Source organism: Streptomyces sp. NPDC002754 (genome assembly GCF_053592315.1).
This window is the reverse complement of the sequence record NZ_JBSFVM010000004.1, coordinates 1-12,474: the sequence shown is the minus strand read 5'-3', so window position 1 is coordinate 12,474 and position 12,474 is coordinate 1. Positions and strand designations below refer to the sequence as shown.

Annotated in this window: 15 protein-coding genes; 8 read left to right on the top strand and 7 right to left on the bottom strand. The window is 69.5% G+C overall.

All coding sequences use genetic code 11. The annotated features are described in order from the left end of the window. Window positions 1–51: 51 nt before the first annotated feature. The 3 genes from ACWD2L_RS12130 to ACWD2L_RS12120 form a co-directional block, all read right to left on the bottom strand. Window positions 52–795, bottom strand: a complete 744-nt coding sequence (locus ACWD2L_RS12130; RefSeq protein ID WP_351336413.1) for a transglycosylase SLT domain-containing protein — start codon at window positions 793–795, stop codon at window positions 52–54. 318 nt (window positions 796–1,113) lie between these two features. Next, window positions 1,114–2,196 carry an S-adenosylmethionine:tRNA ribosyltransferase-isomerase gene (locus tag ACWD2L_RS12125; RefSeq protein WP_351336410.1) on the bottom strand — a complete coding sequence of 361 codons (1,083 nt, stop codon included), beginning with the start codon at window positions 2,194–2,196 and terminating at the stop codon, window positions 1,114–1,116. After that, window positions 2,196–2,891, bottom strand: a complete 696-nt coding sequence (locus tag ACWD2L_RS12120) for an SDR family NAD(P)-dependent oxidoreductase (protein WP_351336407.1) — start codon at window positions 2,889–2,891, stop codon at window positions 2,196–2,198. Before ACWD2L_RS12120 ends, ACWD2L_RS12125 begins: the two co-directional genes overlap by 1 nt. Before the next feature lie 185 nt (window positions 2,892–3,076). On the opposite strand from ACWD2L_RS12120, the gene ACWD2L_RS12115 reads away from it, so the two are divergent. From ACWD2L_RS12115 to ACWD2L_RS12100, 4 genes are all read left to right on the top strand, one after another. Further along, window positions 3,077–4,222: a GAF domain-containing sensor histidine kinase gene (locus ACWD2L_RS12115; protein ID WP_351336404.1), complete on the top strand. Its 1,146-nt coding sequence runs from the start codon at window positions 3,077–3,079 to the stop codon at window positions 4,220–4,222. Then, a complete protein-coding gene (locus tag ACWD2L_RS12110; protein ID WP_351336402.1) occupies window positions 4,215–4,856 on the top strand; it encodes a response regulator transcription factor in 642 nt (213 codons plus the stop codon). The genes ACWD2L_RS12115 and ACWD2L_RS12110 overlap by 8 nt, the downstream gene beginning before the upstream one ends. 172 nt (window positions 4,857–5,028) lie before the next feature. Continuing rightward, window positions 5,029–5,274, top strand: coding sequence for a chaplin (locus ACWD2L_RS12105; protein WP_351336399.1), 246 nt, complete (start codon window positions 5,029–5,031; stop codon window positions 5,272–5,274). Window positions 5,275–5,496: 222 nt separating this feature from the next. Beyond that, a complete protein-coding gene (locus ACWD2L_RS12100; protein WP_351336397.1) occupies window positions 5,497–5,736 on the top strand; it encodes a chaplin in 240 nt (79 codons plus the stop codon). 78 nt (window positions 5,737–5,814) lie between these two features. On the opposite strand, the gene ACWD2L_RS12095 is transcribed toward ACWD2L_RS12100, so the two are convergent. Beyond that, on the bottom strand, window positions 5,815–6,597 hold the full coding sequence (locus ACWD2L_RS12095; protein WP_351336394.1) for a hypothetical protein: 783 nt from the start codon (window positions 6,595–6,597) through the stop codon (window positions 5,815–5,817). Between the two features lie 165 nt (window positions 6,598–6,762). Here ACWD2L_RS12095 and ACWD2L_RS12090 point away from each other — a divergent pair, with 165 nt between their 5' ends. The 3 genes from ACWD2L_RS12090 (at window position 6,763) to ACWD2L_RS12080 (ending at window position 9,156) form a co-directional block, all read left to right on the top strand. After that, window positions 6,763–7,560 carry an ABC transporter ATP-binding protein gene (locus ACWD2L_RS12090; RefSeq protein WP_351336391.1) on the top strand — a complete coding sequence of 266 codons (798 nt, stop codon included), beginning with the start codon at window positions 6,763–6,765 and terminating at the stop codon, window positions 7,558–7,560. Between the two features lie 68 nt (window positions 7,561–7,628). Further along, window positions 7,629–8,063 carry an NfeD family protein gene (locus ACWD2L_RS12085; RefSeq protein ID WP_351336388.1) on the top strand — a complete coding sequence of 145 codons (435 nt, stop codon included), beginning with the start codon at window positions 7,629–7,631 and terminating at the stop codon, window positions 8,061–8,063. Between the two features lie 136 nt (window positions 8,064–8,199). After that, a complete protein-coding gene (locus ACWD2L_RS12080; RefSeq protein WP_326016807.1) occupies window positions 8,200–9,156 on the top strand; it encodes an SPFH domain-containing protein in 957 nt (318 codons plus the stop codon). A gap of 60 nt (window positions 9,157–9,216) precedes the next feature. Here ACWD2L_RS12080 and ACWD2L_RS12075 read toward each other — a convergent pair whose 3' ends face one another. The 3 genes from ACWD2L_RS12075 to ACWD2L_RS12065 all read right to left on the bottom strand — a co-directional run bounded on the left by ACWD2L_RS12075 (window position 9,217) and on the right by ACWD2L_RS12065 (window position 11,289). Beyond that, window positions 9,217–9,723, bottom strand: coding sequence for an HNH endonuclease (locus ACWD2L_RS12075; protein ID WP_351336386.1), 507 nt, complete (start codon window positions 9,721–9,723; stop codon window positions 9,217–9,219). 172 nt (window positions 9,724–9,895) lie between these two features. After that, window positions 9,896–10,438, bottom strand: a complete 543-nt coding sequence (locus tag ACWD2L_RS12070) for a YbhB/YbcL family Raf kinase inhibitor-like protein (protein ID WP_351336383.1) — start codon at window positions 10,436–10,438, stop codon at window positions 9,896–9,898. Between the two features lie 68 nt (window positions 10,439–10,506). Further along, the gene (locus ACWD2L_RS12065) at window positions 10,507–11,289 is read right to left on the bottom strand and encodes a sporulation protein (RefSeq protein WP_351336381.1); all 783 of its coding nucleotides are present in this window, start codon (window positions 11,287–11,289) and stop codon (window positions 10,507–10,509) included. Between the two features lie 114 nt (window positions 11,290–11,403). Here ACWD2L_RS12065 and ACWD2L_RS12060 point away from each other — a divergent pair, with 114 nt between their 5' ends. Beyond that, window positions 11,404–12,045 (top strand): DNA-3-methyladenine glycosylase, encoded by a 642-nt coding sequence (locus ACWD2L_RS12060; RefSeq protein WP_351336378.1) that lies wholly within the window; start codon window positions 11,404–11,406, stop codon window positions 12,043–12,045. Window positions 12,046–12,474: the final 429 nt, after the last annotated feature.

Below are 12,474 nucleotides of genomic sequence, written 5' to 3'. Positions count from 1 at the left end.
CGTGCCATGGGGGTTCAGCGTGTGCCGGACCTGGAGGTCCCGACTACAGGATCAGTACGCGCTGTCCACGTTGTCGATCGAGCCGTACGTGTGGGCCGCGTAGTTGGCCGCGGCCACCAGGTTGGCGACCGGGTCGGTCAGGCTGTTCGCGGTGCCGTCGACGTGGTAGGTGTCGAAGGTCGGCTGGATGACCTGCAGCAGGCCCTTGGACGGCGTGCCGTTCACCGCGTTGATGTCCGTGTTGTTCTGCGCGTTCGGGTTGCCGCCGGACTCACGCATGATGTTGCGGTGCAGGCCCTCGTACGAACCCGGAATGCCCTTGTCCTTCATGATCGCGAGGGCGTTCTTGATCCAGCCGTCCAGGTTGTTGGCGTAGACGGGCTTGCGGGCGGCGGCACGCGCGGCGGCCTCCTTGGCCTCGCGCTCCTTCTTCGCCTGCTCCTCGGCCTTCGCCTTGGCCTCGGCCTGGGCCTTCTTCTCGGCCTCGGCCTTCTTCTTCGCCGCGGCCTCCTGGCGGGCCTTCGCCTTCGCCTCGGCCTGCTTGGCCTTCTCGCTGGCGGCGGCCTGCTGGTCGGTGACGCTGGCGTGGACGTCCTTGATCTGCTTCGCACCGGCGTCGGTGGTGAACGCGACCGGAGCGGCGGCGACCGTCTCGTCCTTCGCCGAGGCCTGAGTGTCGTGACCCGGCACCAGCGTCACCGCGAGGGCGGCGGCACCGAGAGCGGCGACACCGGCGAACGAGAACTTGTGGGTACGGGTCAGCTGACTATGGCCGGGAATGCTGTGCTTGGACATGAGACGGGGACCTCTCTAAGAACGGAAGTCGCTCGCAGGCCGGGGACCGGACGGTCGTGTTTAGGACACGAACGCCACGGGTAGAGGCCCGTGGCGCCGAACAACGTTGGCCATTCTTAGCGGCCGCAAAATGCCGAGGCAAAGGTGTGACCTACGAAGCCGGATAGTGAGCCGGGGAGGCGCAAAAAGGGACAAGAAGTCGATGTCCGACTTCCTGTCCCTGTGTAGCAACGGGCTTAACCCCCTTACTCATCCACTACGGACCTTCGTACGTGACGTGGGCCCTATGCGCGGCGTCACACGCGCCCCCTTCCGAATTCACCGGCAGTTGCCACTGCAACGCACAGCGTGAGGGCCCTCATCCGGGAGGATGAGGTGCACGTCGCCGAACTCGTGCCACAGGTAGCGCCCCCGTAGCGCCTCCTCATACGCACGGTCCACCGCGGCCCGCCCCGCCACCGCCTCCAGCATCAGAAGGTGGGAGGCCTCCGGCTCGTGCAGCCCCGTCAGTAGTCCGTCCACCACCCGCACGCCGCGCTCCGGCGTCACGACGAGATCCGTCCAGCCACGCGCCGCGCGCACGACCCCGTCGCCGTCGACGGCGGACTCGACGGCCCGCACGGCGGTTGTCCCCACGGCGATGACGTTCTGCCCGGCGGCCCTCGCGGCGTTGATCAGACGGGCCGACGCCTCGGGCACCTCGAAACGCTCCGCATAAGGAGGCTCGTGGGACTCGGTGGACGCCACCCCCGTATGCAGCGTGATCGGCGCGAACTGCACACCGCGGCTCACGAGCCGCGACACGATCGACTCCGTGAAGGGCCGCGCCGCACTCGGCATCTCCGCACTGCCCGCCCCGGCGGCGTACGGCAGCGCGAACACCGTCTGGTAGGCGGCCAGCGGCTGGTCCCGCTCCGTGTAGGAGTAGCGGATGGGCCGCCCGCGCCGGACGAGCAGCGCCGGCACGTCCCCGGTCGCCCGCACCCACCACAGCCGCTCGCTCCCGGCCGCCAGAGGCTCCTCATGGGTGAGGCGTACGCCGCCGGGGAGCGCGATCACGGTGCCCGCGGGCCCGCCGGTGCGCGGCCGCGTCGTGCCCCGCTCGTCCGGCTCCCGCAGCTCGACCGCCCAGCGCCCGTCGTCGCCGCGCGTCGAGAAATGCACGACCACGCGTGCGTGCCCCAGCGTTCCGTCCACGGCGGCCGCCAACGTAGGAGACGTGTTGACGACGAGCAGATCCCCTGCCTGCAGCACGGACGGCAACTCGGGGAACCGGTGATGGGTGGCCTCCGTGCCGCGCGACACCAGAAGACGTACGGACGATCTGTCCCGGCCGGGCCCCCGCTGCTCGGCCGGGACCCGCGCCGACAGCTCCTCGGGCACCCGCAGCGCCAGTGCCATCACGCCTCCAGGAGGGACGGGGCCGAGTACCGCCCGCTCGCGGGACGCCGGTCCAGAAGGCTCAGAAAGGCGGGGACCACGTCCTCGGGGCGCGGCACCTCGCTCAGATCCTCGTCCGGCTCCGCCGCCGCCAGCATGTCCGTCCGCATCCCGCCCGGATCGACCGCCCACACACGCAGGCCCGGCTCCTCCACCCCGAGCACGGCGGAGAGCTGATCGAGGGCGGCCTTCGTGGAGCCGTAGCCACCCCAGGTGCCGTACGCCTCCGTGGCCGCGTCGGAACTCATGTTGATCACCGTCCCGGCGGGCGACTCGCGCAGCAGCGGAAGCGCCTCCTGGAGCAGGCCCAGCGGAGCCACCACATTGACCTCCAGGGCCGCGCGGAACGCGCCGAGGTCGTGCATGCCCAGCGGTCGCAGTGGCGTCACTCCGAGCACGCTCGCGTTGTTCACGAGCAGGTCGAGCCCGCCCAACTCCCAGGCCGCCGCGATCAGTTCGACCCGGTGTGCGGGTTCGGACACATCGCCCGGCACGACCGTCACCGCCCCGCCGTGCTTGCGCAGCCGCTCCGCCACGTCCTCCAGCGGCCCCGCGGAGCGCGCGTCGAGCACCAGATCCCAGCCCCGCTCGGCCAGAGCCGTGGCGAGCGCCCTCCCGAACCCCCGCGAAGCCCCCGTGATGATCGCTACCGTCATGACAACCGTCCCCTTGAGTACGTCATCCGTTCTGCGTCGTGCCTTCAACGTAGGAACGCGGCCGCCCTCGGCGCCTCGTGCGCGAGCAGCAACAACGCAGGGCCCTTCGCCCTACGCCGACCGACCTAGGCGGCGGCCTCCTTCGGCCCGATCCGGCTGTCACACCCCGCCGGTACGGTGAGGTCATGAGTCAGGGTCCACGCACGGGGTTGGCGGCGGTGAGCGCCGCGCTCCTCGCCATGAGCAGGCACCTCGAGGTGCGCGACGTCCTCAAGACGATCGTCGCCTCGGCCCGCGAGCTGCTCGACGCCGAGTACGCGGCGCTCGGCGTGCCCGACGACCACGGGGGCTTCGCCCAGTTCGTCGTCGACGGCGTCAGCGACGCGCAGTGGAAGGCCATCGGCCCGCTGCCGCGCCAGCACGGCATCCTCGCCGCGATGCTGCACGACGCCAAGACCGAGCGCCTCGCCGATGTCCGCAAGGACCCCCGGTTCGAGGGCTGGCCCTCCGCCCACCCGGACATGTCCGACTTCCTGGGCCTGCCCATCAAGGACGGCGAGGAGACGATCGGCGCCCTCTTCCTCGCCAACAAGAACTGCCCCAAGCCCGAAGGCGGTTGCGGCTTCACGCAGGACGACGAGGAACTGCTCGGGATCCTCGCCCAGCACGCGGCCATCGCGCTCACGAACGCCCGCCTGTACGAGCGCAGCCGCGAGCTCACCATCGCCGAGGAGCGCTCCCGCCTCGCCCACGAACTGCACGACGCGGTGAGCCAGAAACTCTTCTCGCTGCGCCTCACCGCACAGGCCGCCGCGACGCTGATGGACCGTGACCCGGCGCGCGCCAAGGGGGAGTTGGCGCACGTGGCGGAGCTCGCCGCGGAGGCGGCCGACGAACTGCGCGCGGCCGTGGTCGAGTTGCGCCCCGCAGCCCTCGACGACGACGGCCTGGTGGCCACGCTCCGTACGCAGATCCAGGTACTCGACCGCGCCCACTCGGCGCACGTCACGTTCACCACCAGCGGCACAAAGGCGCTGCCCGCGTCCCAGGAGGAGGCGATGTTGCGCGTCGCCCAGGAGGCGCTGCACAACGCGCTGCGCCACTCCGGGGCGGAGCAGGTGCGGGTCACGCTCGACAAGCACGGCCAGGGCGCCGTGCTGCGCGTCACCGACGACGGAGTGGGCTTCGACCCGAAGGCGATCCGCAGCGCGGGCCGCCACCTGGGCCTCGTCTCCATGCGGGACCGGTCCGGCGGTGTCGGCGGCAGCCTCACAGTGGAATCGGAGCCCGGCAAGGGCACCACGATCGAGATGGAGGTCCCCGGTGGCTGACCCGATCAAGGTACTGCTGGTCGACGATCACCAGGTCGTCCGCCGGGGCCTGCGCACCTTCCTGGAGGTGCAGGGCGACATCGAGGTCGTCGGCGAGGCGGCGGACGGCGCCGAGGGGGTCGCCCGCGCCGAGGAGCTGAAGCCCGACGTCGTCCTGATGGACGTCAAGATGCCGGTCATGGACGGGGTCGACGCGCTGCGCCGGCTCCGCGAACTCGACAACCCCGCCAAGGTGTTGATCGTCACCAGCTTCACCGAGCAGCGCACCGTCGTGCCCGCCCTGCGCGCGGGGGCCGCCGGTTACGTCTACAAGGACGTGGACCCGGACGCGCTGGCCGGCGCCATCCGTTCCGTCCACGCGGGCCACATCCTGCTCCAGCCGGAGGTGGCGGGCGCACTGCTCGCCCAGGACGAGGGCAACAACGGGCAGGGGAGAGGCGGTTCCCTCACGGAGCGCGAGCGCGAGGTGCTCGGCCTGATCGCCGACGGCCGCTCGAACCGGGAGATCGCCCGCGCCCTCGTCCTCTCCGAGAAGACGGTGAAGACCCATGTCTCGAACATCCTGATGAAGCTCGACCTGTCGGACCGGACCCAGGCCGCTCTGTGGGCCGTGCGGCACGGCATCGCGGGCTGAGGGGCACGCGCGGGCGCACCCGCGGGGCGGCAAAACGGAGCGTCGCACTCCGTTCTGGAATTCATACCGTCGTGTAGATGTCCCTCGGATGGCGTATCCCTTCGGGCGGTGCCGCGTTCTTCAATGCGTGCTGCGGCGGTCGTGTCGCGGCGACCGCTAGGAGGACCCAGAAGTGAAGAACCTGAAGAAGGCCGCGGCCGTCACCCTCGTGGCCGGTGGCCTTGTTGCCGCCGGCGCCGGACTCGCCTCCGCCACCGACGGCGCGCAGGCCCACGGCCACGCCGTGAAGTCCCCGGGCGTCGGCTCGGGCAACCTGGTGCAGGCCCCGGTCCACGTTCCGGTGAACGCCGTGGGCAACACCGCCACGGTGATCGGCGCCCTCAACCCGGCGTTCGCGAACGACGGCTTCAACGGCTGACGCGTGCTCAGTGTTCGCCGGCCCCCGGGGTGCTCCCCGTGGGGCCGGTCCGCTTTCCCGGGTAACTCCCTTGTTCGATAGCGCGACTGGTCGAATCGTCGGCCTATTGATCCAATCGAGCGGAACCGGGGTTCCTCCCGTGTCTGACGCGCGCCCCGCGCGTTTCTCAGCGTGCGACCCCGCGGCTGGGGTCGAACCGCAATATCTGGAGGAACGCTTCTCATGAACATCGCCAAGAAGGCCGCCCTGGCCGTCGCCGTCGCCGGTCTCGCCGCGGGTGCCTCCGCCGGCGCCGCCTTCGCCGACTCGGAAGCCGACGGCGTGGCCGCGAACTCCCCGGGCGTCGCCTCGGGCAACAACGTGGGCGTCCCGGTCCACGTCCCGGTGAACGTCGACGGCAACTCCATCAACGTCATCGGTCTGCTGAACCCGGCGTTCGGCAACACCGCGGCGAACAACTGAGTTTCGTCGCCCCTGAGGCACAGGAAGGCCCCCACGGACCCGGTCCGTGGGGGCCTTCCCTCTTTTCCGGCCCTGCCCTCAGCCCCGCTCCCGCTCCTCCACGAACGCGTTGTACGCGGCCACCTGCGCGCGCCGGGCCGTCCGCTCCACCGGGCGCAGTGCGAGCGCCCGTGCCCCCATCTCCGACGCGCTCACCGCGCCGCCGTGCCCGCTCTCGTACGCCACGGAGATCAGCAGCCCCACCCGCTGCGCCAGCTCCAGCACCCGCACGGCCCGCCCCGGATACCCCGGCGCCAGCGCCTCGCGCCCCCGCTCGGCCCGCGCCCGGTACGCGTCCACGGCCGCCTCGGACACCGGCCCGGACCCGGCCACGTCGAGCCGCGTCAGCACCTCGGTCGCGTCCCGCAGCGCCTCCGCCAGCTCCCGCTCCGCCTCGCCGAGCGAGGGCACATCCGCCGGCGGCGCCTCCCGCACCGGCAGACAGTGCCACGTCACCTGGACATGTACGTCGCCCTCGGGACCGACCTCGTACACCTCCGGGACGAGCCCGAGCGCGGAGCCGTGACAGACCACGGCCTCCTCGGCCTCCAGGGCCCGCGCGTTGAACTCCGGCGGCCCGCTGAGACCCAGCGGATGGCCCGGCGCGGGCAGTGCCACGCGCAGGCCGCCGACGCCGAGCGTCCGCAGGCGGCCGAGCGCCAGCGTCAGGCCGACGGGCCCGTCCTCGCCCGGAAGGCCCGCCACGCGGTGCGATGTGTCCTCGCCGACAATCGCGAGGGCCGCGTCATCGGGCGCGACAAATCCACCAAGAAGGGCATTTCCCCAGGCCGCGAGCCGTCCGGAGCGTGGTTCAGTGAGCATGCGCTCCACCTTAGAAGCCCGCAAAGCCGCCAAAAGCCCGACCGATGGAATGGACCCCGGGGGCGGTGGCGTAGGTTTTCCCTGGGGGCCGTGCCGAGCAGGAACTATGCGAAGGCATGACGGACGCGGCGAACAGACGAGACTGCAATGGGAGACAACGCGCTCATGAGCGATGTACTGGAGCTGGAGGACGTATCCGTGGTCCGCGAGGGCCGGGCTCTGGTGGACCAGGTCTCCTGGTCGGTGAAGGAGGGGGAGCGCTGGGTCATCCTCGGACCCAACGGCGCGGGCAAGACCACCCTCCTGAACCTCGCCTCGAGCTACCTCTTCCCGAGCGGCGGCACCGCCACCATCCTCGGCGAGACCCTCGGCAAGCCCGGTACGGACGTCTTCGAACTGCGCCCGCGCATCGGCGTCGCCGGTATCGCGCTCGCCGACAAGCTGCCCAAGCGGCAGACCGTCCTGCAGACCGTGCTCACCGCCGCGTACGGCATGACGGCCGGCTGGCAGGAGGAGTACGAGGACGTGGACGAGCGGCGCGCCCGCGCGTTCCTCGACCGCCTCGGCATGAGCGAGTACCTGGACCGCAGGTTCGGGACGCTCTCCGAAGGAGAGCGCAAGCGCACGCTGATCGCCCGCGCCCTGATGACCGACCCCGAGCTGCTCCTCCTCGACGAGCCCGCGGCAGGCCTCGACCTCGGCGGCCGCGAGGACCTGGTGCGCCGCCTCGGCCGCCTCGCCCGCGATCCGATCGCCCCCTCGATGATCATGGTGACGCACCACGTCGAGGAGATCGCCCCCGGATTCACGCACGTCCTGATGATCCGCCAGGGCCAGGTCCTCGCCGCGGGCCCGATCGAGCTCGAGCTCACCTCCCGCAACCTCTCCAAGTGCTTCGGCCTGCCGCTGGTCGTCGAGGAGAGCAACGGCCGCTGGACCGCGACCGGTCTGCCCCTGAGCTGACCCTTCGCGCCCCCGCGCGGACCGGATGACCCCTGTCCGCGCGGCAGTTGCGGATCTACCATGGCCCTGTGGCAGACATCGACGCATGGGTGTGGTGGCTGATCGGGGCGGCCGCACTCGGAATCTTCCTCGTCATCACCGCCATGCCCGAACTGGGCATGCTGGCCGTCGGCGCCGTCGCGGGCGCCGTCACGGCGGGCATGGGCGGCGGTGTCGTCCTCCAAGTGATCGTCTTCGCGGTCGTCTCGTGCGCGCTCATCGCGGTCGTACGACCCGTGGCCGCCCGGCACCGCGCCCAGAAACCCCAATTGGCGACGGGCGTCGAGGCGTTGAAGGGCAAGCAGGCCATAGTCGTCGAGCGCGTCGACGGACAGGAGGGCGGCCGGATCAAGCTGGGCGGCGAGATCTGGTCGGCCCGCACCCTCGACGCGGAGGCGACCTTCGAGCCGGGCCGCCAGGTCGACGTGGTCGAGATCGAGGGGGCCACGGCGATCGTCATCTGATCCGATATGTGGCCCGAACCAGCCCCGCCACGTGGGCAGTTCTGACACACTCGACTGCGCAAGACCTCATGATCTTCCGGCGCGAGGGCGCCGGGACCACGACGGTACGAACGGTACGAGGGGCACGGGAGACTCGATGTCAGCGATCATCATCGTCCTGATCATTCTGGTGGTGTTGGTCTTCATCGCGCTGATCAAGACCATCCAGGTCATCCCGCAGGCCAGCGCCGCCATCGTCGAGCGCTTCGGCCGCTACACACGCACGTTGAACGCGGGCCTGAACATCGTCGTCCCGTTCATCGACTCGATCCGCAACCGCATCGACCTCCGCGAGCAGGTCGTGCCGTTCCCGCCGCAACCGGTGATCACCCAGGACAACCTGGTCGTCAACATCGACACGGTCATCTACTACCAGGTGACCGACGCCCGCGCCGCGACGTACGAAGTGGCCAGTTACATCCAGGCCATCGAGCAGCTCACCGTCACCACCCTGCGAAACATCATCGGTGGCATGGACCTGGAGCGGACCCTGACCTCCCGCGAGGAGATCAACGCGGCGCTGCGCGGTGTCCTCGACGAGGCCACCGGCAAGTGGGGCATCCGCGTCAACCGCGTCGAGCTCAAGGCGATCGAGCCGCCCACCTCCATCCAGGACTCGATGGAGAAGCAGATGCGCGCCGACCGTGACAAGCGCGCCGCGATCCTCACCGCCGAAGGCATCCGCCAGTCGCAGATCCTCACCGCCGAAGGTGAGAAGCAGTCCGCGATCCTCAGGGCCGAGGGCGAGGCGAAGGCCGCGGCCCTGCGCGCGGAGGGCGAGGCCCAGGCCATCCGTACGGTCTTCGAGTCCATCCACGCCGGAGACCCGGACCAGAAGCTGCTCTCGTACCAGTACCTGCAGATGCTCCCGAAGATCGCAGAGGGCGACGCCAACAAGCTCTGGATCGTCCCCAGCGAGATCGGCGACGCACTCAAGGGCCTCTCCGGCGCCTTCGGCAACTTCGGCGGCATGGGGGGCGGCAGCGACGCGAAGACCCCGCCGGTGATGCCGACACCGCCCCAGCCCCGCCGCGAACAGCCGCCGATCGACTAGCGCTTCGCACACAACGAGGGCCCGCCGACCATGCGGTCGGCGGGCCCTCGTCTCATGTCCCTACGCGGCGGTCCGCGCCAGCCAGTCCGGCAGCCCGGCCCGCCCGCCGGCCCCCAGCGACAGCAGCATCGCATCGGCGGGCGTCGGCTCGAACGGCTGCCACAGCAGCGGCATCCCCGCCTGCTCGGGCGTCCGGTTCGCCTTGCGGTGGTTGTCGTCGGCGCAGGACGCCACCGTGTTCAACCACGAATCAGCACCGCCGTGCGACCGCGGCACCACGTGGTCGACCGTCGTCGCCCTCTTGCCGCAGTACGCGCACCGGTGCTGATCCCGTACGAGCACGCCCCGCCTGGACCACGGCGCGCGTCTTCGGAACGGCACCCGGACATACCTGCACAGCCTGATCACCCGGGGCACCGGAATATCGATCGCGGCACCACGCATGCGCAGCTCGGGGTGGACCTGCTCGACGACGGCCTTGTCCTGCAGCACCAACACGACGGCTCGATTGAGCGTCACCGTGGAGAGCGGCTCGAAGCTCGCGTTCAGCACCAGTGTGTCCCGCACCCTGCCCACCTCCCGTACGCAGCGGATCGCCCCTCGGCGTCCGTGCGTCAACTCTGGCCGTGCACGCCGAGATGGACAACGCAATAAGTGCGGCCCTAAACAGAAAGTGCCCGCCCCTGATCAATTCCATGACCAGAGGCGGGCAAACGTTCAGTGAACGCCCGGCTGAGACTCAGCCCTCGGCGGGCGCCCCGTACTCGGCGATGACCTGGGCCCGGCCAATCGTGTGAAACCGCAGATTGAACCCGACGAAAGCGGGAGAAGCGTCCGAATCCGGGCCGAGCTTCTCCTGATCGACCGCGTACACGGTGAACACATAACGGTGGGCGGGGTCCCCGGGCGGCGGCGCGGCGCCCCCGAACTCCTTCGTCCCGTAGTCGTTGCGCACCTGTACGGCGCCCTCGGGAAGCCCCTCGAACTTGCCGCTGCCGGCGCCCACCGGCAGCTCGGTCACCGAGGCCGGGATGTCGAACACGCTCCAGTGCCAGAACCCGCTGCCGGTCGGCGCGTCCGGGTCGAAGCACGACACGGCGAAGCTCTTGGTCTCCGCCGGGAAACCCTCCCAGCGCAAGTGCGGCGACGTGTTCCCGGCCGCGTACACCTGCGCGTCGTCCAGCGTCCCGCCCGGCTCGAAGTCCTGGCTCACGACGGTGAACGACGGCACCTGCGGATGAAAGTCATGAGGAAGCGATGCCCTCTGGGGCTGCTCGGTCACAACGACACCTCCTGAATCTCTACGGAAACACCGGTCCCACAGAGCCTGTCGGCCCTGCTCCTGAAACCCTAGAACCAGTTCCTCTTGCTGCCGACCTCGGACAGCCACTGGTGCACATACGCCGACCAGTCCGTCCCCTGGAAGTCGTGGTGCCCAACGACGAACGACCGGAACGTATCGCTGCCCTCACTGAACAGCCCCGGCTTCTTGTCCATCTCCAGTACGACGTCCATCTCCCGGTCGTCGGCCACGAAGCTCAACTCCACCTGGTTGAGCCCCCGGTACTGCTGCGGCGGGTGGAACTCGATCTCCTGGTAGAACGGCAGCTTCTGCCGCGTGTTCCGGATGTGCCCACGCTCCATGTCCGCGCTCTTGAACCGGAAGCCGATGCGGATGAAGGCATCGAGAAGCGCCTGCTGGGACGGCAGCGGGTGCACATTGATCGGGTCGAGGTCACTCGAGTCGATGGCCCGGGCGATCTCCAGCTCGGTCGTCACGCCGATGTTCATGCCACGCAGCTGCTGCCCGTCGATCATCGTGACGGGCGTCTCCCACGGAATCTCGAGCCCAAACGGAACGGCGTGCACGGCCTGCGCCTTCAGCTCGAACGCACCCCCGAGCCGCACCCTGGTGAACTCGATGTCCTGCTTCGTCTCCTGGTCGTTGCCCTCGACCTCGACGCGCGCCTGCAGACCGACGGACAGCCCCTCGATCTCCTGGTCGACGGACCCGCCCTGGATCCGCACCTCTCCCTGAACGACACCACCGGGCACGACATTGACCTCGGTGAGCATCGTCTCCACGGATGCCCCGCCCGCGCCCAGACTCGCCAACAGCCGCTTGAACCCCATGCCTCGATCTCCTCCGTGTGCGAACCACTGCTGATACTGCTGACTACAAACGCGGGACACCCGCGCCCGGTTCCGCGAGCGCCTGTCCCACCCGCCCCACTACCCTCGGAGAGCATGATCGCGGCCCCTGACCGTACGCCCCTCGAACGTGCCTTCTTCGATCGACCTGTACTGGACGTCGCCCCCGACCTTTTGGGGCGCACGCTGGTCCGGCACACCCCCGACGGGCCGATCGAGCTCCGCCTCACCGAGGTCGAGGCATACGACGGCGCGAACGACCCCGGGTCTCACGCCTACAGAGGCCGGACCGCCCGCAACGACGTGATGTTCGGGCGCCCCGGACACGTGTACGTCTACTTCACCTACGGCATGTGGCACTGCATGAACCTGGTCTGCGGCGAGGAGGGCAGGGCGAGCGCCGTACTGCTCCGCGCCGGCGAGATCACCGCAGGCGCCGAACTGGCCCGCAAACGTCGACTATCGGCCCGGCATGACAAGGAACTGGCCAAAGGCCCGGCCCGCATGGCTACGGCCCTCGGCGTGGACCGTTCCCTGGACGGCACCGACGCATGCGCCCGCGGGGACTCCCCGTTGCGGGTCCTGCACGGCACCCCCGTACCCACTGACCAGGTACGCAACGGCCCACGTACGGGCGTGTCCGGCGAGGGCGGCGTTCACCCCTGGCGCTTCTGGGTCGCCAACGACCCGACGGTGAGCCCTTATCGGGCCCATACGCCGCGCCGCCGCTCAACTTGACGCGCCCTTGCGGGATCCGTAATGTGGCCCGAGCCGCTGAACCCGGGTCTGGCTCTCAGCCAACCACCGGAAGCGGCCAAACCACTCATTAGGACTTCCCTCCGCGGAGTCTTTTCGGTGTGCCTGCATGCCGAAATTCGAACCCGCGAAACTCGATTATGAGTTGCCGGAAGGTTCGGCTAATGTAGTGGACACGCCGAAAGGCAAAGGCCCTCCAGCGGCCACCGGAATTGAAATCCGAACCGGAAACGGGACGGAATACGGATCTGGTAGAGTTGGAAACGCAAGAACAGAAAGACCGAAGGGAAGCGCCCGGAGGAAAGCCCGCGAGGGTGAGTACAAAGGAAGCGTCCGTTCCTTGAGAACTCAACAGCGTGCCAAAAATCAACGCCAAAATTTGTTGATACCCCGTCTCCAGCTATTTGCTGG

Bases quoted from the DNA above. Each gene is read 5' to 3' on its own strand.
- ACWD2L_RS12130 (WP_351336413.1), bottom strand. From the start codon at position 795: ATGTCCAAGCACAGCATTCCCGGCCATAGTCAGCTGACCCGTACCCAC.
- ACWD2L_RS12125 (WP_351336410.1), bottom strand. From the start codon at position 2,196: ATGGCACTGGCGCTGCGGGTGCCCGAGGAGCTGTCGGCGCGGGTCCCG.
- ACWD2L_RS12120 (WP_351336407.1), bottom strand. From the start codon at position 2,891: ATGACGGTAGCGATCATCACGGGGGCTTCGCGGGGGTTCGGGAGGGCG.
- ACWD2L_RS12115 (WP_351336404.1), top strand. From the start codon at position 3,077: ATGAGTCAGGGTCCACGCACGGGGTTGGCGGCGGTGAGCGCCGCGCTC.
- ACWD2L_RS12100 (WP_351336397.1), top strand. From the start codon at position 5,497: ATGAACATCGCCAAGAAGGCCGCCCTGGCCGTCGCCGTCGCCGGTCTC.
- ACWD2L_RS12095 (WP_351336394.1), bottom strand. From the start codon at position 6,597: ATGCTCACTGAACCACGCTCCGGACGGCTCGCGGCCTGGGGAAATGCC.
- ACWD2L_RS12090 (WP_351336391.1), top strand. From the start codon at position 6,763: ATGAGCGATGTACTGGAGCTGGAGGACGTATCCGTGGTCCGCGAGGGC.
- ACWD2L_RS12080 (WP_326016807.1), top strand. From the start codon at position 8,200: ATGTCAGCGATCATCATCGTCCTGATCATTCTGGTGGTGTTGGTCTTC.
- ACWD2L_RS12065 (WP_351336381.1), bottom strand. From the start codon at position 11,289: ATGGGGTTCAAGCGGCTGTTGGCGAGTCTGGGCGCGGGCGGGGCATCC.
- ACWD2L_RS12060 (WP_351336378.1), top strand. From the start codon at position 11,404: ATGATCGCGGCCCCTGACCGTACGCCCCTCGAACGTGCCTTCTTCGAT.